Source organism: Sphingomonas sp., from assembly GCF_041661825.1.
Lineage (GTDB): Bacteria > Pseudomonadota > Alphaproteobacteria > Sphingomonadales > Sphingomonadaceae > Sphingomonas.
In genome coordinates, this window is the sequence record NZ_JBAZTU010000001.1 from 1,448,922 (window position 1) to 1,474,118 (window position 25,197).

Consider the following 25,197-nt stretch of genomic DNA (forward strand, 5'->3'; position numbering starts at 1 on the left):
ACTGACCGCTCGGGCCCGAACCGGGTCGTTGCGAGCGTGCAACCAATCGCCTAGGCCAGTGACACGACGTCACCGGCCCGGGGGGATCGATGCGACGGGGGTTGTTCGGCATCAGCGTGATCGCCCTGACAACGGGCAGCCAGGGCCAGGCGCTTGCGCAGGCGGTGCCGCGGGTCGCCCCCATCTCCGGCGCGATCGTCGCAGCAAAGGGCGGCGAGCAGGCGACGCTGGTACCGGAACGGCATTGGCGGCCGGCAGTCACGCGCCAGCAGCTCAAGGCCGGCGACGTGCTGCGCACCAACGGAGCAGGAACGCTGGCGATCGTGTTCGCCGACCGCACCCAGATCAGGCTCGGTCGCAATTCAGTGCTGGCGGTGAAGGCAGTGAGCGCCGGCGTGCCCTCCTCGCTCCAGCTTCAGCAGGGGCGCGTCTGGGCGCGGAGCCCGAGCGGACGGACCAATTTGTCGGTCGAGACGCCCTCGGCGACCGCCGCGATCCGGGGGACCGAATGGTCGCTGGCGATCGAGGGCGATGCGACCGCGCTGCAGGTGTTTTCGGGCGAGGTGCGTTTCTTCAACGAGGCCGGCACACTCGACGTGGCGCAGGGCCAGGCGGCGAGCGCGCGGGTGGGCCAGGCACCGACCCGCACGATCCTGGCCGATCCGGTCGGGCGCGAGCAGATGCTCTATTTCCTCCGCCCGGAGGACGGCGTGTCGATGATGCGCGGGCGGAGCCCGGCCTTTGCCGCCTATGTCCGCGCCCTGCGGGCGGGTGAAAGCCCGACCGACCCACCATTCGATCCGGCCGATCCCTTGTCCTGGGTCGGGGCCGGATTCCTCGCGGCCTATCGCGGCGACCTGGCCGATGCGCAGCGGATCGCGGTCGACGGCCTTCAGCGCTTTCCGGACGAGCCCGGGCTGTACGAGCTTCAAGCGCGCACGGCCTTGCTGCGCGGCGACGGAGCGCTCGCTGCCCAAGCGGTCGAGTCAGCACTCGAACGCAATCCGAGAGACCCGGCAGCACTGGCGATCCGCGCCGAGATAGAAGCGGGTTACGCTGGCGAACCCTATGCTGCGCTCGCCAGCGCAAAGGCAGCGGTCGCCGCCGATCCGGGGCGCGCCGCTTCCCATGCGATCCTGAGCGACATTCGCGCCGAACGCGGCGCCGGGCGGGAAGCGAATGCCGCGCTGCGTGCCGCGATCGCGATCGAGCCCGACAATGCCGCGCTCCATGCCAGGCTTGCGTCGGCATTGCTCCAGCAGAACCGGGTGCGCGCGGCGAAGCGCGAGATCGACAGGGCGACCGAGCTGGATCCGTCGCTGGCAATCGTCGGCACCGCGCGGGGGCAATATCTCGTCCAGACCGGCCATGCCGCCCAGGCCGAAGCGGCGGTGCTCGCTGCCTCGGCCGACAATCCGGGCTATGCCCGGGCGCTTGTCCAACTGGCCGAGATCGACGACCGGCTCGATGACGACAAGGGCGCCGCGCAGCAACTCGATGCCGCCGACCGGCTCGACCCGGACGATGCGCGCGTGCCGCTCGCCCGAACCGCGATCGCGGTCGACCAATATTCAGCCGGCGCGGCAATCGCTTCAGCGCGCGAGGCGATGCGGCGCTTCCAGGCGCGCGGCGGCGTCTATTCGAGCCTGTCGGAGGACCGCACCACCGGCAGCCAGGTCTCGCGCGCCTTCCGCTTCGGCGGCATGGACGATTGGGGTCGCTATTATGGCGACCGCGTGTTCGACAGCTTCACGGCCTCCTCCTATTTCGACCAGGCGCTCAACCGCACCCCCGATCCCTTCGTCGGCGTGGACGTGGTGTCGGTCGGATTCGATGCCGATAACGGCAAGGACCTGGGCCAGCTTTCCAGTTTCCTGCAGGGACTGGCGATCGATCCGCTTGCGGTCACCGCGCCGCGCCGGCACGTCGCCTTCGCGCACGAGGCTTTTGCCGAAGAATCGATCGGCGGCAGCTTTCGGCAGGACCGGTTCTTCAATTATCCCGCAGCCGTCGCGACGGCCGATGGGCTGACGCACACACCCTTCCCGCTCGCCTATAGCGTGACTGCAGGACACAGCCTGGCGCGGTTCCGCGGCGAGGATGGCGGGCTGGGCGAACTCAACCTGGATTCGGCGCGCGGCTGGATCGGGCTCGAACCCGGGCCGTACGAGAAGCTGGTCGGCTTCGTGAATTACGAGCGTAGCGACAACGACTATGACGAACGAAGCGGCATCACGCCGGTCAACATCAGCACGAACCGGCGCAACCTGCTCGCCTTCGGCTTTGCCAGCCATGAATTCGGCGCGCGCAACACGCTGACGATCGGGGGCGGCTATGGCGACAAGACGACCGACGGGCTGGACCGCGAGCTCGATCCGCAGCCAAGCCCGTCGCTGGTGGCGCGCGGCTTCGCGCAGCGCAGCCGCTTCATCTTCGCCACCGCGAGCTATGCGCGGTCGGCCGGGCGGCTCGACTTGGAAGTTGGGGCCGAGGCGATCTGGTCCCGCACAAGCAACAATCTGTTCGACCGGTACGACTTCGACCAGTTCGGCATCGTGCAGATCGACGACCCGTCGACGTCGCGGTTCCGCCAGCAGCGTTATTATGCCGATGCGCGCTGGTCGCCGCGCGGGAGCCTGATCGTCGAAGGGCAGATCGCCTGGGTCGATTCACGGCTACGGAGCGAGGGCGCCAATTTCTTCCAGGTCGACGCGCTGACCCCGACCGATACCGCAAAGCTGGATTTCCGGATCGGCGCCGCGTTCGAGCCGCGACGGGGGCATTGGCTGCGCAGCGCCTTCCTGCGCGAGACATCGTCGGAGGTGCCCTTCACCTTCGCCCCGACCGGCGCGATCGGGCTGCGCGGCAATATCGCGCCGGTCAATTTCGCCGGCCAGGCGGACAGCGCGATCCTGCGTTGGGACGCGGAATGGGACGCACATGTCTTCACCAGCATGGAGTATCAACACCAGGCGTTCGGCGCGCTGATCATCCCGACCTCCGACGACCAGGCCTATCTCGGCTTTCGCAACGTGCGGATCGACCGGGTGCGCGGCACGGTGAATGTCTGGCCGGGCGGCAATGTCGGGCTGGCCGGCACCTATGCCTTCACGCGAGGGCGCGGCGATGAGCTGGCGTCGGCCGGGCTGGTGCGCGACACCCTGCCCTATCTGCCCGGCCATTTCGCCCAAGGATCGGTCAGCTGGACTTCGCCCGCGCGCGTGAAGATCGCGGTGAAGGAAAGCTGGTCAGCCAATCAGCGCGATTTCTTCCATGTCATCCGGCCGGCATCCTTCCTGACCGATGCCGAGCTGACCTGGGAGCCGTGGGACAAGAGGATCCAGATCGCGCTGTCGGTCGAGAATATCTTCGGCAGCGAGAATACGCCGCGGTTCAGCATCGGGCGGGTGATCTCCGCTTCGCTGGCGTATCGTTTCTGATGGGCGCGCGGCGCAGCCTCCGCCTGCGCGCCCTGCTTGCTGCGATCATGGTGGCTTTGGTCTGCGCTGCCGGCGCGCTGAAGCTGTTCGAGCCGGTGGACGGGCAGGCTTTCGACCGGCTTTCGACCCTGGCCGCGGCGACACCGGCAGCGCCCGGCGCACTGATCGTCGCGATCGACGAACCGAGCTTCTCGGCGATCGGCCAGCAATGGCCCTGGCCGCGCGGCCTGCATGCGCGACTTCTGACGTCGCTGCGCCGCGCGGGCGCAAAAGTGGTGGCGCTCGACATCGTCTTTGCCGAACCGACCCAGCAGGATGCGGCGCTCGCCGCGGCGGCGGGCAAGGATATCCTGTTCGCCGCCGACGAGACGATCGTCGAAGCCTCCTACGGCACCAGCCTGGTGCGCACCGAGCCCGTGCCCGCCCTGCTTGCCACGGGCGCACTATCCGGCATCGCCAGCCTGTCGATGGACGGCGACGGGGTGATGCGCCGCATGCCCCGCTATCCCGACGGGTTCATGGCCCGACTTGCCGCAATGACCGGCGCCAGGCCCGACATGACACGCCAGGGCGGGCGGCTGATCCAGTATTTCGGGCCGGCCGGCAGCTATCCCCGTATCTCCTATTACCAGGCGCTGGAGCCGGAAAAATATCTGCCGCCGGACATGCTGAAGGGCCGAGTCGTGCTGGTCGGTCAGGCGCTGCAGGCAAGCCCCAACGCCGGGACGGGCGGCAGCGATGCGTTCGAGACGCCGTGGACTGCGGCGACCGGCACGCTCAGCGCCGGGGTCGAGGTGCAGGCGACGATCCTCGACAATCTGCTGTCGGGCCTCGCCATCGCGCCGGCGCCGGGCTTCGCGCTGTATCTGCTGATGCTGCTCGGCGGGCTGGGCGGGTGGTTCGCGTCGATCCCCAAGGCGCCGCTGCGCAAGGCGTTGCTCGCGCTCGCCGGGCTGGCGGGGCTGGTGCTGCTGTCCTGGCTGACCCTGCGCTTCGGGCGGGTCTGGGCGTCGCCGGTCGCGCCGGCGGCGGCGCTGGCGGCGGTGGTAATGGCGCTTGCCGCGCTCGACCTGTCAGTCGAGCAGCGCCGCCGCCGCGCGATCCAGGCGGCGTTCGGCCACTATGTCGCGCCAGCCGTGGTCGAGCGGCTGATCGCCGATCCGGCCTTGCTCAACCTCGGCGGCGAGACCCGCGAGATGACGATCCTGTTCGCCGATATCCGCGGCTTCACGGCGATCGCCGAGGCAATGAAGGACGATCCGCAGGGGCTGACGCGGACGATCAACGCGATCCTGACGCCACTGTCCGAGATCGTGCTCGAGCATCGCGGGACGATCGACAAATATATCGGCGATTGCATCATGGCGTTCTGGAACGCGCCGCTCGACGATGCCGACCATGCGCTGCACGGGTTTGAGGCGGCGCGGTCGATGCTCGGGGCGATGGAGGCCATCAATGCGAACCTGCGCAACGCGGGGCGCGACCTACCCGAAGTGCGGATCGGCATCGGGTTGAATTCGGGGCAGTGCGTGGTCGGCAACATGGGGTCGGCCGCGCGCTTCGATTATTCAGTGCTGGGCGACGCCGTGAACATCGCCGCGCGGCTGGAAACGCTGTGCAAGACCTATGAAGTGCCACTGGTGATCGGGGCGAGCACAAGAGCAATGCTGCCGGAGGACACCGCACTATGCGAGATCGACCGGATTGCAGTGCGCGGGCGCATCGGGACCGAGGCGATCTTCACGCTGGAGCCGAATCAGGCGGCCGGATAGCGGATAATCACGCGCAGCCCGCCGTCGGTGCGGTTGGCGAAGATCACCTCGGCCCCGTCGCGGCCTGCCAGTGCGCGCACGATCGCCAGCCCGAGCCCGGCACCCCCGGTCTCGCGATTGCGCGAGGCGTCGAGGCGATTGAACGGCTCGCCCAACCGCGCCAGCACTTCGGGCGGAACGCCGGGGCCATCATCCTCGACGATCAGGTCGGCGCGGTCCTCGGCGGACACGAGATGCACCCTCACGACGGTGCCGTAACGCAGGCCATTGTCGATCAGATTGCCGAGGATGCGCCTGACCGATTGCGGCGTCGCGCGGACCGGGAGCGGGCCGGCCGCGTCGAGCGTGACCGCATCACCAAGCTCCCGCCGGACCGCCACCAGCGCCTCCGCTGCCGCCGCCAGATCGACTTCGACCGTGGGCGTGCGATCCGCCTCGCCCTCGGCAAGAAACAAAGTGTCGTCGAGCAGTGCTGCCATTTCGTCCAGATCGCGCACCGCGCCATCGCGGTGGCGCGGATCGTCGATGAACTCGGCGCGCAGCCTGAGCCGGGTCAGATAGGTGCGCATGTCATGCGCGATGGCGGCGAGCACGCGGGTGCGCTCCGCCATCAGGTCGCGGATGCGGCCCTTCATCTCGTTGAACGCCGAGGATAGCTCGCGCACCTCGCGCGGGCCGGCGACGGGCAGGTCGGGTGCGTCGAGGCTGGCACCGAACCGCCGCACCTCACGCGACAGCCGGACCAGCGGGCGCGTTGTCTGCCGTACCGCGAGCGCGAGCGCCGCCAGCACGATCAGGCCGCCCAGCGCGCCGAGCCAGGAGCGCGAGCGGAAATAGCGGCGCATCGAGGGCGATGGCTGGCTGGTCAGCACCACGGCACCGCCATTGCGCAAACCGATCGCGACGGTGACGGGCGCGAAGAAGCGCGCGGGGCGCGGACGCGATCCGATCAGCCGGCCGAGCCGGGGCCGCCGGCCATCCACCGCGATGTCCCGCCCGGGCAGCGCGCGGGCATAATAAAGCGACAGCAGCTCAAGGTCGGGCGTTGGCGTGGCGGCCGCCGCGGGCAGACCCGGGGCGAGCGATACGGTGTAGAGCCCACCGTTGAAGGCATCGAGCAGTGACGGGCGCTGGCCGGCCGGGGCGCGATCGAGCGCATCGACCATTGCCCGCGCCTGGGCGGGGAGCGGCAGATTGTAGGGGCGACGATCGTCGCCGCGCGACGGCAGGGTGGTCGCGGCGACAATCAGCAATTGCAGCGCGACGAACCCGGCGAGCAGGATGGCGGTGATGCGCAGCGACAGATTCGACGCGATCGTCATGCCCGTTCGACGCCGACCGTGAATTGATAGCCGCCACCGCGCACCGTCTTGATCAGCACAGCGCCGCCCGGCCTGTCGGCGAGCTTGCGCCGCAAGCGGCTGAGCTGGACATCGACGGCGCGGTCGAACGCGGCCGCATTGCGCCCCCGGGTCCAGTCGAGCAGCTGGTCGCGGTTGAGCACGCGCTGCGGATGGGTGACGAAGCACAGCAGCAGGTCGAACTCGCCCGCGGTCAGATCGACCTCTTCTTCCGTCGGGCAGGTCACGCGCCGCGCGCCGACATCGATCGCCCAGCCGGCAAAGCGGTAGCGCTCGACCGGCAGGGCCGCCGTCACCCGGTGCTGCTCGCGCGTCCGGCGCAGCACGGCGCGGACGCGTGCAACCAGCTCGCGCGGGTTGAACGGTTTGGGCAGATAATCGTCGGCGCCGATCTCCAGCCCGACGATCCGGTCGATATCGTCGCCGCGCGCGGTGACCATCAGGATCGAGACGTCGCCCGCCGCCCGCAGCCGACGGCACAGCGAAAAGCCGTCCTCGCCCGGCAGCATCACGTCAAGCACCGCGAGATCGACCCGTTGCCGCTCATGCAGCTGGTCGAACTCGGCGGCGGTGCGGCAGCCGATCGCCCGGAATCCCTCGCGCGCGAGCAGGTCGACCACCATCGACCGAATCTCGCGGTCATCCTCGACCACGGCGATGCAGCTATTCTCCATGGCCGCCAGATTGCCCTGCCCGGCCCGTGCGCGAAAGAGGCGGCGGCCCCGCTGTTACACTCTGTAACCAAGTGACACCTGATCGACGCCAACGGCTTACGCTATGGCTGCATAAGCCGATGCGCGGCGGCCGGATCGCCGCCAGTGCAAAGGAGTAGATCATGTACAAGCATATGCTGGGTTTCGCCGCCCTCGCCGCCGTCCTGGGCGCGGCTTCGGCGACGCCCGCCGAGGCCCGCCAGCGCGGGCATGTCCTCAGCATCCAGGGCGCGCATGGCCGCGGGCTGGTCCAGAGCCGATCGGTCAGCCGCCAGCGCGGCGCGACGTCGGTCAATCGCAGCCTGCAGACCAATGGCGGTCGCGGCTATGAGGCGTCACGCAGCCGGGAATACGGTCCTGGCCATTATTCGAGCGACCGCAGCATCCACGCCAACAACGGGCGCGGTTACGATACCTCGCGCGACGCGAACTGGGGCAATGGCAGCTATAGCGGCGGCCGCACCACCACGACCGGCGACGGCCGCACCGCCGGCCGCTCGACCAGCGCGACCAACAATGGCGACGGCACGGCGAGCTACAACAGCACCGTGACTCGCCTCAACGGCAACACCCGAACCGTCAGCGGCACCGTCCCCCGCCCCTGACGCCCCGGCGGCCGTGCCGTCCCCTCCGGCACGGCCGCCCTTTTCGAAGGACCCGAGATGACCAAGACTTTCCTGATTGCCGCCCTGCTCGCCACGACCCTCGCCGCGCCTGCCGGGGCGCAGATGTTCGGCGGCGGCGATGCGATGGACCCGTTCGCCGATGCCGACGCCAATGGCGACGGCGCGATTACCCGCGCCGAATTCCTGACCGCACGCAGCGCACGTTTCGCCAAACTGGACCGCAATGGCGACGGCGCAGTCGCGCGCGACGATTTCGGCCGGCTGCTCAAGCTCCGCCCCAAGGCCGGCGAGCGCCTGGACACGCTGATCGAGCAGATGGACAAGAATGGCGATCGCCGGGTGAGCCGCGAGGAATTCACCAATACGCCGCCCATCCTGTTCGACCGCGCCGATGCCAATGGCGACGGCAAGATCGACCAGACCGAACTGGCGGCGGCGAAACAGCGCCTCGAGACGCTCAAGGCGCAGCGGAAAGGCTGATGACGATCGAACGCTCCCCGGCCTGGCTGGCGGCGATGCTGACGCTCGTCCTCGCCGAGGCCGGGTGGCGCCTCGCGCGCGGTCATGGCTATGACGGCCGCGCCGCGCTGACCAGTATCGGCCTCGCGGCGGGCAACATTCCCTTTGCCGCGCTCAATGCGCTGGCCATCAGTGCGGTGTTCGGCCTGGCGACGCAGATCGCGCCCGTGCACTGGCCGATTCGCGACTGGCGGACCTGGGCGGCGGGCTTCGTCGCGGTGGAGTTCGCCTATTACTGGTTCCACCGCGCCAGCCACCGGGTGCGCTGGCTCTGGGCTTCGCATTCGGTGCATCATTCGGCCGAGCAGATGACGTTGCTCGCCTCGCTCCGGCTCGGCTGGACCAATCTCTTCTCGGCGGGCTGGGCATTTTATGTGCCGCTGATCCTGCTCGGCTTCCCGCCGCTGGTGGTGATCGTGCTGCTCGCCTTCGACCTGCGTTACCAGTTCTTCCTGCATACCGAGGCAGTCGGGCGGCTCGGGCCGATCGAGTGGGTGTTCAACACGCCCGCACATCACCGGCTGCACCATGCATCCAACGACGCATATATCGACCGGAACTACGGCGGCGTGCTGATCGTGTTCGACCGGATGTTCGGCACCTTGGCGACGGAGCGAGCCGACGAACCGATCCGATACGGCCTCGCGCACCGCGCGCCGACCGCCAACCCGATCCGGATCGCCTTTCGCGAATGGGGCGCGATGCTGGCCGATGCCCGGCGCGCCCACAGCCTGCGCGCGCTGGGCCGGGCCCTGTTCGCGCCGCCGGGTGCCGTGGAGAAATCATGAAGACCCTGTTCCTGGCCGCCGTTGCGGCAACGTCGATCGCGGCAGCCCCGCCGCCGCAGTCCGCCGGCACGATATGCGAGGCGCAGTGGCGCGATGCCGCGCGCAACCGCATCGTGCCGGTGCGCATCCGCATGCCCGCCGGCACCGGCAAGGTGCCCGTCATCCTGTTCAGCCATGGGTTGGGCGGCTCGCTCGATGCCGGGACGTTTTGGGCCGAGGCCTGGGTACGCGATGGCGATGCCGTGATCCATCTCCAGCATGCGGGCAGCGACAGCGGCATCATCGGCACGGGCGGAATCCGCGCCGCCATGTCGATCGAGCAAATGCGCGCGCGGGCCGACGATGTGCATTTCACGATCGACGAGCTGGCGAAGCGCAGGCGCGAGGGCGGGTGCGACCTGACACGCCTTGACCTGAGCTGGATCGGCATGTCCGGCCACAGTTTCGGTGCGCAAACGACGCTATCGATCGCGGGGCAGCATTATCCGATGGCGGGTCTGAACTTCGCCGACAGCCGGGTGAAGGCGGCCATCGCGTTCAGCCCGCAGCCGCCTGTCACCGCGAGCGATGCGAGCGCGTTCGGCGGCATCACCATGCCCTTCTTCTCGATCACCGGCACCAGGGACGAGGTCGCCTGGCTCAACAAGGTCACGCCGAAAGATCGCGAGCGGCCGTTCCGCGCCATGGCGCCGGGCGGCAAATATCTGCTGGTGATGGAGGGCGCGAACCACCGCATGTTCAGCGGGCAGGACAATATCCCGCTGCCCGGCAGCACGCCGTTGCCGCATGTGCGGGAGGTGGTGGCGCGTGCCACGACGCTGTTCTGGCGCTGGACCCTCCGCGGCGACATGGCGGCGAAGGCAGAGCTCGACCGGCTGGGCGCGACTCTCCCGCCGGGTGATCGTTTCGAAAAACGCTAAGCCCGCCGGCCGCCCTCAGGCGGCCGGTCGTGGCGTTATTTGGTGGCGATGTCGCCGGTTTCCGCCTTGTAGGTCTCGCGCACGAAGGTGCGGGCGGCCGTCTGGGTGCGGAACGTGTCTTCGAGCAGTTCGGCCGACACGAGCGGATAGCCTTGCGAATTGTAGCGCGTGGTCCGCACGGTGACGCGGAACACGCCGTCCTCGTCCTTGGCGACTAGGAACGGGCGAACGGGGATTCTCGACATAGATTACTCCTCAGGAAGGCGCGGGGCCGGTCAGGCCGGGTCGGTGACGGCGTCCGCGATCGCCGCTTCGGTGGTGAGCAGCAGGCCGGCGACCGATGCCGCGTCCTGCAACGCCGAGCGGACGACCTTGGTGGGATCGATCACGCCCGACTGGACGAGATTCTCATATTGCTCGGTCTGGGCATTGAAGCCCATATTCTGGTCGTTGCCGTCGATCAGCTTGCCCGCGACGACGCCGCCGTCATGGCCCGCATTCTCGGCGATCTGGCGGAGCGGCGCCTGGAGCGCGACACGGACGATATCGATGCCGCGGGTCTGGTCGTCATTTTCGCCCTTGAGATTGTCGAGCGCCCTCGATGCATAGAGCAGGGCAGTGCCGCCGCCGGGGACGATGCCTTCCTCGACCGCCGCGCGGGTCGCGCTGAGCGCGTCGTCGACCCGGTCCTTGCGCTCCCGCAGCTCGACTTCGGTGGACGCGCCGACCTTGATGATCGCGACGCCGCCGGCCAGCTTGGCGAGACGCTCCTGGAGCTTCTCCTGGTCATACTCGCTGTCGGTGTTCTCGATCTGCTGCTTGATCGCCTCGACCCGGGCGGCAATCGCTTCAGGCGCGCCGGCGCCATCGACGATGGTCGTGGTGTCCTTGTCGATCGTCACGCGCTTGGCGGTGCCGAGCATCTCGAGCGTGACGCTTTCCAGCTTGATGCCGAGATCTTCCGACACGGTCTGCGCCTTGGTGAGGATCGCGACATCCTCGAGCATCGCCTTGCGGCGATCGCCGAAGCCGGGCGCCTTGACCGCCGCGACCTTGAGGCCGCCGCGCAGCTTGTTCACGACGAGCGTGGCCAGAGCCTCGCCCTCGATGTCCTCCGCGATGATGAGCAGCGGGCGGCTGGTCTGGATCACGGCTTCGAGGATCGGCAGCAATGCCTGGAGGCTCGACAGCTTCTTCTCGTGGATCAGGATGTAGGGATCGATCAGTTCGATCGACATCTTCTCCGGGTTGGTGATGAAATAGGGGCTGAGATAGCCGCGGTCGAACTGCATGCCGTCGACGACTTCGAGCTCGAAATCGACGCCCTGCGCGTCCTCGACCGAGATCACGCCTTCCTTGCCGACCTTGTCCATCGCCTCGGCGATGCGGCGGCCGATCTCTTCGTCGCCATTGGCGGAGATGATGCCGACCTGGGCGATCTCTTCGTTATTGGCGACGGGCTTGGAGCGTGCCGCAAGATCCTCGACGACGCGCAGCACGGCGATGTCGATGCCGCGCTTCAGATCCATCGGGCTGACCCCGGCGGAGACCGACTTCATGCCCTCGCGCACGATCGCCTGGGCGAGCACGGTGGCGGTGGTGGTGCCGTCACCGGCATGGTCGTGCGTCTTGGACGCGACCGCGCGCAGCATCTGCGCGCCCATATTCTCGAACTTGTCCTTGAGCTCGATCTCCTTGGCGACGCTGACGCCGTCCTTGGTGATGCGCGGGGCGCCATAACCCTTGTCGAGCACGACGTTGCGGCCCTTGGGGCCAAGCGTGACCTTCACCGTGTCGGCGAGGATATCGACGCCGCGCATGATCGATTCGCGGGCGTCGCGCGAGAATTTGACGTCTTTGGCTGCCATGATGCTGTTCCTTGAAATGGGGGTGCGATCCGTGCGGACCGCCGGAATTACGGGAGCAGCCTGATCAGCCGACGACGCCCAAAACGTCGCTTTCCTTCATGATCAGCAGGTCCTCGCCGTCGATCTTGACCTCGGTGCCCGACCATTTGCCGAACAGGATCTTGTCGCCGGCCTTGACGTCCAGCGGCGTGATCGAGCCGTCCTCGGCGCGCACGCCGGTGCCGACGGAGACGATCTCGCCTTCCTGCGGCTTTTCCTTGGCGGTCTCGGGAATGATGATGCCGCCAGCGGTCTTCTCGGCTGCCTCGATACGGCGGACAAGGACTCGGTCGTGGAGCGGTCTGAAAGTCATGCAGGGAGCCGATTCGTCGCTGGGTCGCGACGAAATCGTCGCTTTCACAAGCGGGAAGCCAGCGCTGCCGATTTGCGATTTGGCGCTCCCCGAGGGAGAGTGCCAGCCACCCCCATGTGGGCGCTATTGCCGCTGGTGGCAAGGGCGGCCCGCCCGAAACGGCCCCGCTCAACCGCCGATCAACGCGATCAGGTCGATCATCGCGCGCGCGGCGGGCAGGCCGGGTGGAGTCGCGACATAGCGCGGCTGCCAGTCGGGATGGAACTTCGCCTTGAACGACCGCAGGCCAGCAAAGCCGTACAGTGCCTCGGCATGGCCGTAGATCGCGTGGCCGATCCGCGACCAGCCGGGGGCGAGCCGCCCGCCGCCCAATCCGGACAAAGGCGCCATGCCCAGGTTGAAGCGGCGATAGCCCTGTACGGCACCCCATTGCATCAGCCGGACGAGCAAGGAATCCATCGTGCCGTAAGGCGTGTCGGGCAGATGCCGCATCAGGTCGACCGACAGTTCGCCCTTGTTCCGCGTCGCCCAGATATTGGCGAAGGCGACGATGCGGCCCTCCTGCCACAATACGGCGCAATCGAAGCGAGTGACGTAATCGGGGTCGAACCGGCCGATGCTGAAGCGCTTCTCGCCGCCTGCCTTGCCGCGCAGCCAGGCATCGGACACCTGCTTCAGCGCCGGGCCATAAGCGGCGATATCGGCGGCGGGCAGAATCTCGAAGCGCAGGCCTGCCGCATCGGCGCGGCGCACCGAATGGCGCAGCGACTTGGCCGCCGGGCCGTCAAGCGTGAAGCGATCGAGCGGGACATGCGCTTCCTCGCCATATTTCATCGTCTGCAGGCCGAGCTCGACCAGCAAGGGCAGCATCTCGGTGCTCGCCTGGTAGAAGCAGAGCCGGCCATGCGCCGCATCGCATTCGGTCCGGATCCGCCACACCAGTTCCGACCAGGCGGCGACCGGGCCAACGGGATCGCCCATCACGACCCATGTCCTTCCCTGGACGCGGTACATCAGGAACGCGTCGGCCGAGGCCGAGACGATGAAATGCTTGTCGCCAGTGAAGGCCAACGCCGAATCCGCGCGCGGCGCGACGGCCAGCGCGCGATCGGCCACTTCGCGTGACAGCACGCTTTCGCCATGCGCCCGCACCGGCGCAGCGAGCAGCCGCCACGCCGCCACCGCGACCAGGATGACCATCGCGCCGACGCTCGCGCGCAGGAAGCGCGGGGCATTGCCCTTCCAGGCGAACTCCCACCATAGATCGGTCGAATAGGGCACATGCTTGTAGGCGAAGAAGCCCGCCCAGAGGCTGAGCGCGAGCGCGACCATCGCGGCGGCGAGCCACAACCGCTGGAACGGCGCGTCGAACACGCCGGCGCGGCGGTAAAAGGCCGGGCGGCAATATTGCAATATGCCGGCGATCACCGTCAGGATCGCCGCTTCCTCATAGTCCACGCCCTTCAGGATCGAGAAGACGGCGCCGCCGACCAGCAGCAGCCGCGCTGCGATGAAGCCGCTGCGCAGCCGGGCGTTGATCGCGGGCGAGACCAGGATCAGCGCGGTGCCGGCGAGGCTCGCCGAGAAATGCGAGGCCTCGATAAAGGGCAGCGGCAAGATATCGGCCAGCCAGAAGATGCGATCATGCACCGCAGGCAGCGCGCCCGACACGAGCAGCACCAGCCCGCCGGTGAAGACCAGGGCGGCGAGCAGCGGCGGCGCCAATGCGCGGCTGGCTTGCTCGACCATCGACACGCCGACCGCGATCGGCCGGCGCAGGCGCCGTCCTTCAAGGACCCCGAGCAGGCCGGCGGCGGCGGCGAGCGGCAGGAGATAATAGATGACGCGGTAGAGCAGCAGCGCTGCGAACAGGCCGGGCCGGTCGCCCGGGACTATCGCCAGCATGACCGCCTCGAACACGCCGATGCCGCCAGGCACATGCGTGACCAGCACGGCGACGAGCCCGACCGCATAGGCGACCAGGAACAGGTCGAGCGGCGGCGCGGAGGCCGTAGGGATCAGGACATAAAGCGTGGCGGCAGCGAGCAGCAGATCGAGCGCCGCCACGCCGACCTGCGCCGACATGATCGGCAGCGCCGGTACCGGCAGCATGAAATCGCCCCGGCCGATGCGCTCGCGCCCGAAAGCGCGTGCGACGAACAGCAGCGCAACGATCAGCAGCAGCGCCGCGCCCACGACATGCCCGGCAAGCGGCGCGATGGCGACGACGCCGAGGTCGATCGGCCCGCCTGCGAAAAACAGGGCCGCCGCGCCGACAACGGCCACGCCACCCCAGAAGGTGGCCGAGGCAAGCAGGGTCACCCGCGCCACATCGCCGAGTTCGAGCCCGGCATTGGCATAGACGCGGTAGCGCGCCGATCCGCCAGTCAGCAGCGACAGTCCGAGATTGTGGCTGACCGTATAGCTGGTGAACGACGCCAGCGCCGCGGTGCGCCACGGCACCGGCCGGCCGATCGCCCGGAGCGCCAGCAGGTCATACAGCGTCAGGCAAAGATAGCTGCCGATCGTCAGTGCCAGCGCCAGCCCGATCCTTTCATCCGGAATGTCGTGCAGCGCGGCGCGCACTTCCTTCAGCCGCACCTCGGCGAGCAGCGCATGGAGCGCCGCGAAACCCAGCGAGGCGACGACCAGCACTGCCAGCGCGACCAGCCAGCGACGGTGCCGCAGCATCCACTGCGCCGCGCCCGACCGCGCCGGAGCGCGGATCAGACGCGTTTCCAGATCTGCGACTTGCACAGGAATCCTCCGATCAGGCAGCCGGAGATCTTCAGCGTATCGGGCGAGAGCCGCTCGATCCGCGAGGAGAAGCTGTGGCCCATGTCGGGCACATAGACGGTGCCGGCCCAGCGATCGGGCCCGATCCTGCGATAGTCCTTGAGCAACTGGATGCCGATCAGCTTGTCGACTCCGGCATCGCGCGCATCGGCTTCGGCCGTCGGGGTCGCGGCGGCGATGGCGCCGCACAAGGCATCGCCGCACGGCGCGGTCCGCACCCGGAGCGTAGCCTTGGGATTCTGCCACAGGCCGATCGGCAAATCGCGCGTCGCGGTCATGCCACCGCCGCCGGCCGGCGCGCCGGCGAGCATCAGCAGGAGCGCGGCGATCATGCGTGAACCCCCGACAGCACGGGGCGCAGCGCGCCGAGGATCGTCGCGATCAGCCGGCGCGGATCATTGTCCAGGAAATGCCCGCCCGGCAACGCGATCCGTTTCACCGGTGCCGTGAGCAACGGGCACAGGCTGTCGGTCTCGCGCGCGCCATAGATGCAGGTCAGCGGCGCCCAGGACAGGGTTCGCGCCGCATCCAGCGCTTGCGCGTCGGGTGTACCGCGATAGGCGAGGCTGGTGGGGTCGGCGCGGAAGAACACAGTCTGGCCCGGCACCACGAGCACGATCGCCGCGACCTTCGATTTCAGGTCGGCCGGCAGGCGCGCGGCGCCAGTGCCAAGCACGTCCGACCCGAAGGACTGGCCGATCAGCACGACCCGATCGGCATGCGCCCGCGCAAGCGCCCCGCGCACGGCGTCGGCGACCAGCCCGTCAACCTCAGCCCGGCTGCGGTGCCGGCCGAAGACCGTCGGGGAATTCACCCCCATCACCGGGATGCCGCGCACGGCCAGCCCCTGCGTGACATGCGGCCCCATGCCGAAACGCAGGCCCAGGTCGCCCGAGAAGAACAAGGCGACGACCGGCACGCGCCCGCGCCCGAAATCACCGAACAGGCGGATCGGATCGCGATCGAAGAAGCCGGCGATTGCCGCCACGACCAGCAGCGCAGCGGAAGCGACCAGCGCGATTCCGCCGATCCAGCGGAGCGCCCTGGGCGAGGAACCGCGGCGGGACGCGGAGCCGGGGAGGATGGTTTTCATCGCATGCCCCTATGCCCACCCGTCTGACGCCGTGATGGATGGAACATGAAAAACCCGTCATCTGAAGCGGTGCTGCTCATCCTGCGGAAATGGGAGCAGTCCGCGGCAGGGAGAATGCAGACTTAGGTTTGGGGGCAAATCCGCGCCCCGGTTAGTCGCGCTTTCGGAGCGACAAGGCGAACTTGGCTTTTTATATCCTACCTAACTGATAGGAATATGGCGCGTTGAGCAAGGCGAAGGTGCGATATGTTGATGGCCGATGATTCGATCGACAGCGTCGTGCTGGGCCTCGCCTCGGCGCGGCGGGACTGGCGCGCCGCGCACCAGCGCCACGCCAGTGCCGGCACGGCGCGCTTTCCCTCGCGCGTGGCGCTGGAGTTCATGCTCGAGCATCTCGAGGCGGCGTTGTTCCCGCAGCGGCTCGGCCATTTCGAGGGGACGACCGAGGATGTCTTCGTCCGGCTGCGGCTCGAACAGGCGTTCGGCCTGCTCGAAGCGGAGATCGCGCGCGAGCTGCGCTATTGGGAGGCGGAGACCGGCGACCGGTTCGAATGCGATCACGGCGACACCATCGTCCGCCTGTTCGCCGCCGCGCTGCCCGAGATCCGCCGGCTGATCGACAGCGACGTCGCCGCGGCCTTTCAGGGCGACCCCGCCGCGCGCAGCGTCGACGAAATCCTGATCTGCTACCCTTGCGCGGTCGCCGTGATGTACCACCGGCTGGCGCACCAGCTGTTCGAGCTGGGCGCGCCGCTGGTGGCGCGCGTCATCTCGGAGATCGCCAACGCGCGCACCGGCATCGACATCCATCCGGGCGCGACGATCGGGCCGAGCTTCTTCATCGATCACGGCACCGGCGTGGTGATCGGCGAGACCGCGATCATCGGCGCACGCGTGCGGCTCTACCAGCATGTCACGCTCGGCGCGCGGCGCCTGCCGCCCGAGGACGGGCACAGCGTGCGCGAACGCTTCGCCCGCCACCCGATCGTCGAGGACGATGTGGTGGTCTATGCCGGCGCGACGATCCTCGGCCGGGTCAGGATCGGCCGCGGCGCGACGATCGGCGGCAATGTGTGGGTGACCGAGGATGTCGCGCCAGGCGCGCTGGTGATGCAGCCGCCGGCCCTGTCGTTCGCTGAAGGAGAGGGGCCAGCGCTGTTTCCGGAAGGGTGAGACCCCCATTGCGCAACCTTGTGCAAGGGCAGACATTGAGCATCGAGAGGAGATCGCCATGGCGACCGCTTTGAACATCCGGACCGACCTGCAGGAACGCGCGGCGTCGCGCGGGATCGTCATCATGCCCTCGACCCCGACGATCGGGGCGGAGATATCGGGCGTCGGGCTGAACCAGCGGCTCGACGACAGCGTGGCCGAGATCGTCCGCGAGGCGTGGCTCACCCACAAGGTGATCTTTTTCCGCGATCAGGATATCGACTATGAAAGCCATCTCCGCGTGGGCCGGCTATTCGGCGAGCTGGAGGGCCATCCGGTCATCCCGCATGTCGAGGGCTATCCCGAAGTACTGGTGATCCGGGGCGTCGAGGGCGTGCAGCTCACGTCCGACACGTTCACGCCGTTCAAGGCCTATAACAAATGGCATACCGACGTGACCTTCCGCGAACGGCCGTCGATCGCCTCGGTGTTACGCGCCCGGTTGCTGCCGGCGCTGGGCGGCGACACGATCTGGTCGGATACGGCGGCCGCCTATGAGGGCCTGCCCCAGCCGGTGAAGGATCGCATCGCGACCCTCGACGCGGAGCACGACATCGTCGCGAGCTTCGGCGGGCGGGTGAGCGAAGAGAAACGGGCGCAGCTCGCCCGCGATTTCCCGGCGGTGGCGCATCCGGTGGTGCGCACGCATCCCGAGACCGGCGAGAAGATCCTCTACGTCAACTACACCTTCACGACGCGGATCCTCGGCATCCCCGAGGAGGAGAGCAAGGAGCTGCTGCGCCTGCTCTATGAGCGGATCAAGGTGCCCGAATATCAGGTCCGCTTCCGCTGGACGCCGAACGCGATCGGCATCTGGGACAATCGCTCGACTCAGCATTATGCCGTCGGCGATTACTGGCCGGCCGATCGCGTGCTGGAGCGGGTGACGGTCTCCGGCGATGTGGTGACGCGGTAAGATGTTCATACCCGTTCCCGTGCTGATCGCGATCGGGGTCGTCTTCCTGGTGGTGCTTGCCCTGGCCCTGCGATCGGGGCGCGGGCGCGATCCGCTGATGGGCGGCGCACGGGCGCCGGCCTATCGCGCGCCGCCGGTTGCGCGAGGCACTCCGATCGACGCGCCGACTACCTCTTTGCCGCCCGAGGTGGAGGAACAGGTTCGCGCGCTGCTTTCCGCGGGGCGCAAGATCGATGCGATCAAGCTTGCTCGCGATGCGACGCATCTGGGGTTGAAGGAAACCAAGGACCTGGTGGAGTCGCTCGAATAGGCGAGTCGCCCGGCTCAATCACTCCCGTCACCCCGGACTTGTTCCGGGGTCCATCGTTCCGCAAACACAACGCCTGTTGCGCGCGCGGAAGCATGGATCCCGGAACAAGTCCGGCATGACGGTGGGAAGTGGGGGCCGCTCTACCGCTTCGTCACCTCGGCAATAACCGCCTTGCCCTGGTCGATCGCCGCCGCAGTGGTCAGCTTGCCCGTCTGGATCTGATCCGCATAGTCCATCAGCCGCTCGCCCGAGGCTGACCCGGTCTCGGCGACTTCGGCGACCGAGACCCCCTTATCCTTCGCGATGGCCGCGTCCCACGCCCCGCGGATCGCCGCCCAATAATCCTTCGTGGCGGCCCAGTAATCGTCGGCCGCCTTCACGTCGTACTTATCGTCCTTCGCATAGGTGTTGAGCACCGTTTCCTGCACGAAGGGCACGATCTTCCCGTCGACCGGGCCCATCTTGATATTGTCCTGCCAGTGGATCCAGCCCGCCGGCGAGGGCGAGTGGCGGTTGATGGCGAGATAACGATCGTAGCGCGGGTGGCGCACCGCGTCGCGGCGGGCGAGCGGGCGCCAGGTCCAGCTGCTGCGCCAACGCCGCACGCCGCCGTCGTCGGTCCATTCGCCCCAACCGCCGTAACGCGGGGAATCGTCGGTCTGCCACACGGTCTGCGACCAGCGGCTCTTGCGCATGCGGTCCGGGATCGCTTCGACATTCCAGCGGCCATTGCCGGCATAAGCGAGGAACGAGGCGGGCTCGAAGCTCCAGTCCTGGCGCCAATGCTTGATCACCATGGTTTTGCCCTCACTGGTGACGACCAGCATGTGCTGCAGCACGATGTGGCGACCGCTGTCCTCGATCACGCGGACGCTTTCATGCCCACCCGAGATCTTGGCGGGAATCGGGGTGTAATCGGCGCGCCAAGGCGTGGTTTCCTTCATGTCGAAGGTCACCTTGTAATTGCCAGCCATGGCGAGGATCGCAGCGCGATCCGCCTCGAACGCCGCTTTTTCCTCGGCAGCGCTGCGCGGCACGACCGGGCCGTCGGCAAGCGCTGGCGCGAGCGGGAGAGCGAGCAGGCTGGCGGCGAGCACCAGGCGAAACGAGAATGTCTTCATGAGCATGGCTCCTCGATGTCTGGACAAGAGGGGGAGAGAAACAGTCCCGGGGGGCAAATCCGGGGGGTGCGACTGCTTCTCTCCCCAGCCCCTCCCGGAGAGGAAGGGAGGGGGAAACCGGGTTAGAATTTTGCCGTCAGGGACACGCTCGCGTTGCGGCCGGGCTGGGTATAGGCGTCAGTGACCGCCGAGCTGGCGGCGAGGCCGCGGACGTCGCTCCACCAGGCATATTTCCTGTCGAAGATGTTGAAGATGCCGGCCCTCAGAGTCAGCACCTTGGCGACGCGGACATAGGCCGTCGCGTCGACGATCGTGAACCCACCCGGGCGGAAGCAGCCGCCGACGCCGGTGCAGATGCTCGCCGGGCCGCTCGTGCCGACATAGGTCGTCGCGGACTTCGGCTTCTGTGCGGAATGCGTGGCGACGATCTGCCCACCGAAGCGGCGGTCGGACGCATCATAGCCGATCCCGCCGACCAGCTTGACCGGATCGATCGTCGACAGCGGCGACTTCGCGCCGCCCGTACCGGTGACCGTCCCCTTGGCGTAGCTGGCCGCGAGCCGGCCGCTGAAGCCGCCGCTGCGTGCCTCGAGCTTGCCTTCGACGCCTTCGATCTTCACCCGGTTGAGGTTGATGAACTGGAACACCGCCGGATTGGCGGGCGTGAAGCCGCCGCTCACCACTTCCTGGCTGATGAAATCCTTGTACCGGCCGGTGAAGCCTGTGACGTCCGCGTTGATCGGCCCGGTACCGAGCTTGACCCCGCCTTCCCAGGTCTCGCTCGTTTCCGGGCGCAGATTGGGGTTGGGGATCGACGTGTAGCCTTGCGACAGGTTCTGGAAGAACTGGTTTACCTGAGTCGGCGAGGGTGCCTTGAAGCCGCGCGCATAATTGGCGAACAGCCGCACACCCTCCACCGGCCGCACCACCAGTCCGAGCTTGGGCGAGATGCGGGAATCGCTCTGCTCCGCTGCGGCGAATGCGGGCAGCAACGGGTCGTTCTGCGGATCGAGACTGTAGTGGTCGAAGCGTAGCGCAGGATGCAGCGTCACCACCCCACCGCCAATGCCGATCTCGTCGGCCAGCCACGCACCGGCCAGCGTATAATCGGTCACCGGGAAGGCCCGGGTAGGGAAGACGTCGGGCGGCGTCGGCACGGTGCCGTCGCGCAATCCCTTTTGCCGGGTAAAGCTGGCATCGCCGCCGTAAACCAGCTTGTGCGTCAGCGACCCAGTCGAAAAGTCGCTGCGCACCTCGACGCTCGCGCCATAGACCCGGTTCTCGAAGGTGTTGAGCCGCGTGCGGTCGGCGGCGGTGTTGCGGTCTTCCGCAGTGAACTGGCGGTTCTCGCCATCCTGATACCAGGCGGTGAGCTGCGCCGAGGCGATCGCGCCAGTGCCGGTATAGCGCCAGTCGACGCTGACGCGGTTGCGCCTGGTGTGGTCGCTCGCCGTCAGACCGATCACGCCGGTCGCCGGGATCGTTGGCGCGTTCGAGATACCACTCAGCACATTGGTGCGCACATGGCCGTCGAGATGATCATAGGTGAGGCGAAGGCGGTTATGGCCGTCGGGCGTCCAGACGAGCTTGGCCAGCACCGCATTGGAGTTGGTGTCCTGCGGGTTCGGTGCGGTGCGGTTCGCGTTGGGTGATGTGTTCGTGCCCTTGTTGTCGAGCTCCTGTCCGTCGCGGCCGGTATAGGCCAGCATCGCCGACCAGTTGCCGATCGCGCCGGCGACGATGCCGGTTTCGGAGAATTGGTCGTCGGCCGAATCGAAGCCGGCACGGGCGATGCCGCCGAAGCTCTTGCCGCCGGTGAGGAAATCCTGCGGGTCGCTGGTCACGAAGCTGACCGCGCCGGCCAAGCCGTCGCTGCCATAGAGCGCCGAGGCCGGGCCGCGCAGGATCTCGACCGACTTGATCACGCCGAGATCGACATAGTCGCCGCGCCCGGCGCTCTGCGCGCCGAATTCGAAGCCGTCGGGCACGCGCACGCCATCGACCTGGATCAGCACGCGGTTGCCCTCGAGCCCGCGAATGTTGAAACCGGCATTGCCGTCACGCCCGGTGACACCCTGCGCCGCACCGAAGCGGGCGGGCGCGCGGCGGACGCTGACGCCGGGTTCGAAGCGGACCAGATCCTTGACGTCGGAGGCGAGCTGATCGGCAATCGTGTCGGCTGTGATCACGGTGACGGTGGCAGGCACGTCCGCGACCGGCTGCGGGATGCGCGTCGCTGTGACAGTGACGAGATCCTTGTCCTCATCGGCCGGGCGAGCCTCGTCGGCAGCGTGCGCCGTGCCGGCGGCCAGCACCCAGGCGATCGCGAGCGCGGCCGAGCCCCCGCGGATAGCCCCGCGCGGCGTGGTGATATGGTCGATCATGGTACCCCCGAGATGTCGTGCTAGATGCTAATGCGAGTGATTCGCGTTTGCATCTGCTAGGAGCGACAGAGGCGGGTGTCAATTCACTGCAATTCCTCCCCGGCACGGGGAGGGGGACCGCCCGCCTTCTTCAGGCGGGTGGTGGAGGGGGACATCCCCAAGCGTACCGTCTGCGGAAATCCCCCTCCACCATTCGCTGGAAGAAGCGAATGGTCCCCCTCCTCGTGCCGGGGAGGATTTTTGAGGTACTGGACGTTTACGGAAAGCGCGCTATATACCGATCGGTATGGAACAGATTCTCGCCCCGGCAGCAGTCAAAGGACGGCCCCGGGAATTCTGCGTGGAAAGCGCGCTCGCCTCCGCTCTCCGGGTCTTCTGGAGCCGCGGGTATGAGGGCGCGTCCATGTCCGAACTCACGGCCGAGATGGGCATCACCAAGCCGAGTCTCTACGCTGCGTTCGGCAACAAGGAAGCCCTGTTCCACAAGGCGCTCGACCTCTACGAGCGCGAAAAGCTTGCTTATATGCGCTACGCGCTCGACGCGCCGACGGCGCGCGGGGTGGCGGAGAAGCTGCTGCGCGGCGCGCTCGAAATCCAGATGAGCACATGCGATCCCAAGGGGTGCCTTGGCGTGATCAGCATGAGTGCCTGCGGCGTCGAAGCCGAATCGATCAAGGCCGAGGTGGTCAAGCGCCGTGCCTCGTCCGAGGCCGCGATGATCGCGCGGTTCGAGCGGGCTAAGGAAGAGGGCGACCTGCCCGAGACGATCGAGCCGGTCGCGCTGGTGCGTTATCTCACCGCGCTGCTGCAGGGACTCTCGGTCCAGGCGGGTTCCGGCGCGACCTGCCAGGAGCTGAGCCAGCTGGTCGAAACCAGCCTGTCGGTCTGGCCCACTCGCTGATTGAAATTAATTGTACCCACCGGTATGAAAGGCGCTTGACGCGCCGCAGCATAACGTTATATACCGATTGGTATTGAATGCGGGTCCTTCACCGGCTCGCCATGGCGGAGGGAAACGCCCATGACCAAGTCGGACTGCTGAACCACCTGCGAGCGGCCTGAGGCCAATCGCGCATCATCATTTTCGAGGATCGACGAACGGACGGCGTGAGGCTGTCCTTTGCCGACCTTTCACGCCCCGAGCGCATCCGCCCGCAAGACATGCCGTCTTCGCGATCGGGGTCCCGTGGCCAATCATTCAAAGGGAATCGCCATGGCCTATCTCGACATCGACAATATGTTCGCCGCCCCCGTCCGCAGCCGCGCCATGGAGGTGTCGGTCGCGCCGGACGGCGAGACCGCTCGCTTCTCGGCGCTCGAATGGAGCGTGATCGCGGTGTCGCGCCGCGACAGCCTGTCCAGCCTGGAGGAGCCCGGCCGGGTGTCCCGCGCGCTCGGCGGCCTGTTCGGCATCGGCACCCGCTCGCGGCTGGCCGACAGCAAGCTCGAAGCGCTGCGGCGGCTCGCCGTCCATGCCTGGCGCCGTGGCTATGCCATCGCCCAGGCCGAGATCGACCGGTTCCTCGACGCCGGCTTCACCCTTTCCCAGGCCGAGACCCTGGTGGCGAGCGTCACCGGTGACCGTGTCGGCCTCGTCCAGATCTACGCCAATCCAAGGATCGCCGCATGAACATGATCACCCCTATCGAAAGCACGACCGCGCGACCGCTGGTCGACGGCTTCAACCGCATGTCGCGAACGCGGCGTGCGGCGATCGTCCTTATCCCCCTGGCGCTCGTCGCCGCGGCCGGCACCAAGCTGGCCGGTGAGTCCCCGGCCGTTGCCGCCGCCCCTCCCCCTCCGGCGGTAACGGTCGCGGCACCTCTGGTGCGCGACGTCAGCGAATGGGACGATTATGTCGGCCGCTTCGCCCCGAGCCGCACGGTCGAGATCCGTCCGCGCGTGGCGGGCGAAGTGACCGGCATCCACTTCCGCGACGGTGAGATCGTGCGCAAGGGCCAGTTGCTCTTCACCATCGATCCCCGCCCGTTCAACGCAGCGCTGGCCGAGGCCCGCGCGAATGCAGCGAGTGCCCGCAGCGCGCTGGCGCTGGCGCAGGCCGATCTCGGCCGCGCTCAACGGCTGATCGCCGATGAGGCAGTGTCGGCGGGCGAAGTCGACTCGCTCCGCGCGCGTGTCCAGGCGGCGTCGGCGGCCGTCGCCGCGGCCGATGCCCGGCTCCGGGCTCGTGCGCTCGACGTCGAGTTCACGCAGGTCCGCGCGCCGATCGCCGGGCGCATCTCCGACCGCAAGGTCGATGCCGGCAACCAGGTCGCGGGCGGCGAAGGCACCAACGGCTCGGTGCTGACCACGATCAACGCGCTCGACCCGATCTACTTCACCTTCGACGGATCGGAGGCGCTGTACCTGAAGACCCAGCGCGCCCGTCAGCCCGGCGCCGAGCCGGCCGCAGTCGAGATCCAGCTGCAGGACGAGACCGAGCATCGCTGGAAGGGCCGCCTGGACTTCACCGACAATGGCCTGGACCAGCGCAGCGGCACGATCCGCGGCCGCGCGGTACTGTCCAACCCGGGCTATTTCCTGACGCCCGGCATGTTCGGCAATATGCGCCTCGCCGCCGGCGGCAAGGCCCAGGCCCTGCTCGTGCCCGACACGGCGATCCAGACCGACCAGGCGCGGAAAATCGTGCTGACGGTCGACGCGCAGAACCAGGTCTCGGCCAAGCCGGTCGAGCTGGGTCCGGTAGTCGACGGCCTGCGCATCGTGCGGTCGGGCCTGAAGTCGACCGACCGGGTGATCATCGCCGGTAACCAGATGGCGATGCCCGGCGCGAAGGTCGCACCCAAGGCGGGCCGGATCGGTGCCACGGCGGCGGCCACGACCGGACCGGCGGTGTCGCTGCCGGTCGCCGGTGAGGCGACGATCGCGAACTAAAGGGCTTTCACCCTCACCCTTCCCACTCGGCTGCGCCGAGCGGGCCCCTTCCCTCTCCCGGCGGGAGAGGGAAGGAGGCGCGAAGCGCCGGAAGGGTGAGGGCGACACGAG

Annotated in this window: 22 protein-coding genes; 12 read left to right on the forward strand and 10 right to left on the reverse strand. The window is 67.9% G+C overall.

Annotated features, from left to right (window positions below; all coding sequences use genetic code 11):
• The first annotated feature begins 89 nt into the window (after nt 1–89).
• Nucleotides 90–3,440 (forward strand): FecR domain-containing protein, encoded by a 3,351-nt coding sequence (locus tag WC729_RS06640; RefSeq protein ID WP_372850779.1) that lies wholly within the window; start codon nt 90–92, stop codon nt 3,438–3,440.
• Complete coding sequence (locus WC729_RS06645; RefSeq protein ID WP_372850781.1) at nt 3,440–5,212, forward strand: CHASE2 domain-containing protein; 1,773 nt, start codon at nt 3,440–3,442, stop codon at nt 5,210–5,212. Before WC729_RS06640 ends, WC729_RS06645 begins: the two co-directional genes overlap by 1 nt.
• Here the strand turns inward: WC729_RS06645 and WC729_RS06650 are convergent.
• Nucleotides 5,197–6,534, reverse strand: a complete 1,338-nt coding sequence (locus tag WC729_RS06650; RefSeq protein WP_372850783.1) for an ATP-binding protein — start codon at nt 6,532–6,534, stop codon at nt 5,197–5,199. The two genes, WC729_RS06645 and WC729_RS06650, sit on opposite strands and share 16 nt — an antisense overlap.
• A complete protein-coding gene (locus WC729_RS06655; RefSeq protein WP_372850785.1) occupies nt 6,531–7,247 on the reverse strand; it encodes a response regulator in 717 nt (238 codons plus the stop codon). Before WC729_RS06655 ends, WC729_RS06650 begins: the two co-directional genes overlap by 4 nt.
• A gap of 161 nt (nt 7,248–7,408) precedes the next feature.
• Here WC729_RS06655 and WC729_RS06660 point away from each other — a divergent pair, with 161 nt between their 5' ends.
• The 4 genes from WC729_RS06660 to WC729_RS06675 are packed head-to-tail and all read left to right on the forward strand — an operon-like array spanning nt 7,409 to nt 10,139.
• A complete protein-coding gene (locus tag WC729_RS06660; protein ID WP_372850787.1) occupies nt 7,409–7,891 on the forward strand; it encodes a hypothetical protein in 483 nt (160 codons plus the stop codon).
• Between the two features lie 57 nt (nt 7,892–7,948).
• Nucleotides 7,949–8,392: an EF-hand domain-containing protein gene (locus tag WC729_RS06665; RefSeq protein WP_372850789.1), complete on the forward strand. Its 444-nt coding sequence runs from the start codon at nt 7,949–7,951 to the stop codon at nt 8,390–8,392.
• Nucleotides 8,392–9,219, forward strand: coding sequence for a sterol desaturase family protein (locus tag WC729_RS06670; protein ID WP_372850791.1), 828 nt, complete (start codon nt 8,392–8,394; stop codon nt 9,217–9,219). The genes WC729_RS06665 and WC729_RS06670 overlap by 1 nt, the downstream gene beginning before the upstream one ends.
• On the forward strand, nt 9,216–10,139 hold the full coding sequence (locus WC729_RS06675; RefSeq protein WP_372850793.1) for an alpha/beta hydrolase family protein: 924 nt from the start codon (nt 9,216–9,218) through the stop codon (nt 10,137–10,139). Before WC729_RS06670 ends, WC729_RS06675 begins: the two co-directional genes overlap by 4 nt.
• A gap of 35 nt (nt 10,140–10,174) precedes the next feature.
• On the opposite strand, the gene WC729_RS06680 is transcribed toward WC729_RS06675, so the two are convergent.
• The 6 genes from WC729_RS06680 to WC729_RS06705 all read right to left on the reverse strand — a co-directional run bounded on the left by WC729_RS06680 (nt 10,175) and on the right by WC729_RS06705 (nt 16,248).
• Nucleotides 10,175–10,384 (reverse strand): hypothetical protein, encoded by a 210-nt coding sequence (locus WC729_RS06680; protein WP_372850795.1) that lies wholly within the window; start codon nt 10,382–10,384, stop codon nt 10,175–10,177.
• A gap of 30 nt (nt 10,385–10,414) precedes the next feature.
• On the reverse strand, nt 10,415–12,007 hold the full coding sequence (gene groL, locus WC729_RS06685; RefSeq protein WP_372850797.1) for a chaperonin GroEL: 1,593 nt from the start codon (nt 12,005–12,007) through the stop codon (nt 10,415–10,417).
• A 64-nt stretch (nt 12,008–12,071) separates the two neighbouring features.
• Entirely contained in the window at nt 12,072–12,359 is a 288-nt protein-coding gene (gene groES, locus WC729_RS06690; RefSeq protein WP_372850799.1) for a co-chaperone GroES, read from the reverse strand.
• Between the two features lie 168 nt (nt 12,360–12,527).
• Entirely contained in the window at nt 12,528–15,116 is a 2,589-nt protein-coding gene (mprF, locus tag WC729_RS06695; protein WP_372850801.1) for a bifunctional lysylphosphatidylglycerol flippase/synthetase MprF, read from the reverse strand.
• A complete protein-coding gene (locus WC729_RS06700) occupies nt 15,086–15,487 on the reverse strand; it encodes a DUF2147 domain-containing protein (protein ID WP_372850803.1) in 402 nt (133 codons plus the stop codon). The genes mprF and WC729_RS06700 overlap by 31 nt, the downstream gene beginning before the upstream one ends.
• On the reverse strand, nt 15,484–16,248 hold the full coding sequence (locus WC729_RS06705) for an AcvB/VirJ family lysyl-phosphatidylglycerol hydrolase (protein WP_372850805.1): 765 nt from the start codon (nt 16,246–16,248) through the stop codon (nt 15,484–15,486). Before WC729_RS06705 ends, WC729_RS06700 begins: the two co-directional genes overlap by 4 nt.
• A 252-nt stretch (nt 16,249–16,500) precedes the next feature.
• Between WC729_RS06705 and epsC the strand changes: the two genes are divergently transcribed.
• From epsC to WC729_RS06720, 3 genes are read left to right on the forward strand one after another with little or no spacing between them, the layout of a single operon-like run.
• Nucleotides 16,501–17,421: a serine O-acetyltransferase EpsC gene (epsC, locus tag WC729_RS06710; RefSeq protein ID WP_372850807.1), complete on the forward strand. Its 921-nt coding sequence runs from the start codon at nt 16,501–16,503 to the stop codon at nt 17,419–17,421.
• Nucleotides 17,422–17,479: 58 nt separating this feature from the next.
• Nucleotides 17,480–18,376, forward strand: a complete 897-nt coding sequence (locus tag WC729_RS06715) for a TauD/TfdA dioxygenase family protein (protein WP_372850809.1) — start codon at nt 17,480–17,482, stop codon at nt 18,374–18,376.
• Nucleotide 18,377: 1 nt separating this feature from the next.
• Entirely contained in the window at nt 18,378–18,686 is a 309-nt protein-coding gene (locus WC729_RS06720; protein ID WP_372850811.1) for a ribosomal protein L7/L12, read from the forward strand.
• Between the two features lie 140 nt (nt 18,687–18,826).
• On the opposite strand, the gene WC729_RS06725 is transcribed toward WC729_RS06720, so the two are convergent.
• Both WC729_RS06725 and WC729_RS06730 read right to left on the reverse strand, forming a co-directional pair.
• On the reverse strand, nt 18,827–19,807 hold the full coding sequence (locus WC729_RS06725; protein ID WP_372850813.1) for a DUF6607 family protein: 981 nt from the start codon (nt 19,805–19,807) through the stop codon (nt 18,827–18,829).
• A gap of 122 nt (nt 19,808–19,929) precedes the next feature.
• A complete protein-coding gene (locus WC729_RS06730; RefSeq protein ID WP_372850815.1) occupies nt 19,930–22,191 on the reverse strand; it encodes a TonB-dependent hemoglobin/transferrin/lactoferrin family receptor in 2,262 nt (753 codons plus the stop codon).
• Nucleotides 22,192–22,477: 286 nt separating this feature from the next.
• Here WC729_RS06730 and WC729_RS06735 point away from each other — a divergent pair, with 286 nt between their 5' ends.
• From WC729_RS06735 to WC729_RS06745, 3 genes are all read left to right on the forward strand, one after another.
• A complete protein-coding gene (locus WC729_RS06735) occupies nt 22,478–23,092 on the forward strand; it encodes a TetR/AcrR family transcriptional regulator (protein ID WP_372850817.1) in 615 nt (204 codons plus the stop codon).
• A 312-nt stretch (nt 23,093–23,404) separates the two neighbouring features.
• Nucleotides 23,405–23,821: a hypothetical protein gene (locus WC729_RS06740; protein WP_372850819.1), complete on the forward strand. Its 417-nt coding sequence runs from the start codon at nt 23,405–23,407 to the stop codon at nt 23,819–23,821.
• Nucleotides 23,818–25,086 (forward strand): efflux RND transporter periplasmic adaptor subunit, encoded by a 1,269-nt coding sequence (locus WC729_RS06745; RefSeq protein ID WP_372850821.1) that lies wholly within the window; start codon nt 23,818–23,820, stop codon nt 25,084–25,086. The genes WC729_RS06740 and WC729_RS06745 overlap by 4 nt, the downstream gene beginning before the upstream one ends.
• Nucleotides 25,087–25,197: the final 111 nt, after the last annotated feature.

Bases quoted from the DNA above. Each gene is read 5' to 3' on its own strand.
- WC729_RS06740 (WP_372850819.1), top strand. From the start codon at position 23,405: ATGGCCTATCTCGACATCGACAATATGTTCGCCGCCCCCGTCCGCAGC.
- WC729_RS06720 (WP_372850811.1), top strand. From the start codon at position 18,378: ATGTTCATACCCGTTCCCGTGCTGATCGCGATCGGGGTCGTCTTCCTG.
- WC729_RS06730 (WP_372850815.1), bottom strand. From the start codon at position 22,191: ATGATCGACCATATCACCACGCCGCGCGGGGCTATCCGCGGGGGCTCG.
- epsC (WP_372850807.1), top strand. From the start codon at position 16,501: ATGGCCGATGATTCGATCGACAGCGTCGTGCTGGGCCTCGCCTCGGCG.
- WC729_RS06700 (WP_372850803.1), bottom strand. From the start codon at position 15,487: ATGATCGCCGCGCTCCTGCTGATGCTCGCCGGCGCGCCGGCCGGCGGC.
- WC729_RS06650 (WP_372850783.1), bottom strand. From the start codon at position 6,534: ATGACGATCGCGTCGAATCTGTCGCTGCGCATCACCGCCATCCTGCTC.
- groL (WP_372850797.1), bottom strand. From the start codon at position 12,007: ATGGCAGCCAAAGACGTCAAATTCTCGCGCGACGCCCGCGAATCGATC.
- WC729_RS06725 (WP_372850813.1), bottom strand. From the start codon at position 19,807: ATGAAGACATTCTCGTTTCGCCTGGTGCTCGCCGCCAGCCTGCTCGCT.
- WC729_RS06735 (WP_372850817.1), top strand. From the start codon at position 22,478: ATGGAACAGATTCTCGCCCCGGCAGCAGTCAAAGGACGGCCCCGGGAA.
- WC729_RS06745 (WP_372850821.1), top strand. From the start codon at position 23,818: ATGAACATGATCACCCCTATCGAAAGCACGACCGCGCGACCGCTGGTC.
- WC729_RS06645 (WP_372850781.1), top strand. From the start codon at position 3,440: ATGGGCGCGCGGCGCAGCCTCCGCCTGCGCGCCCTGCTTGCTGCGATC.
- WC729_RS06670 (WP_372850791.1), top strand. From the start codon at position 8,392: ATGACGATCGAACGCTCCCCGGCCTGGCTGGCGGCGATGCTGACGCTC.
- WC729_RS06655 (WP_372850785.1), bottom strand. From the start codon at position 7,247: ATGGAGAATAGCTGCATCGCCGTGGTCGAGGATGACCGCGAGATTCGG.
- WC729_RS06705 (WP_372850805.1), bottom strand. From the start codon at position 16,248: ATGAAAACCATCCTCCCCGGCTCCGCGTCCCGCCGCGGTTCCTCGCCC.
- WC729_RS06680 (WP_372850795.1), bottom strand. From the start codon at position 10,384: ATGTCGAGAATCCCCGTTCGCCCGTTCCTAGTCGCCAAGGACGAGGAC.
- WC729_RS06640 (WP_372850779.1), top strand. From the start codon at position 90: ATGCGACGGGGGTTGTTCGGCATCAGCGTGATCGCCCTGACAACGGGC.
- WC729_RS06715 (WP_372850809.1), top strand. From the start codon at position 17,480: ATGGCGACCGCTTTGAACATCCGGACCGACCTGCAGGAACGCGCGGCG.
- WC729_RS06675 (WP_372850793.1), top strand. From the start codon at position 9,216: ATGAAGACCCTGTTCCTGGCCGCCGTTGCGGCAACGTCGATCGCGGCA.
- WC729_RS06665 (WP_372850789.1), top strand. From the start codon at position 7,949: ATGACCAAGACTTTCCTGATTGCCGCCCTGCTCGCCACGACCCTCGCC.
- WC729_RS06660 (WP_372850787.1), top strand. From the start codon at position 7,409: ATGTACAAGCATATGCTGGGTTTCGCCGCCCTCGCCGCCGTCCTGGGC.
- groES (WP_372850799.1), bottom strand. From the start codon at position 12,359: ATGACTTTCAGACCGCTCCACGACCGAGTCCTTGTCCGCCGTATCGAG.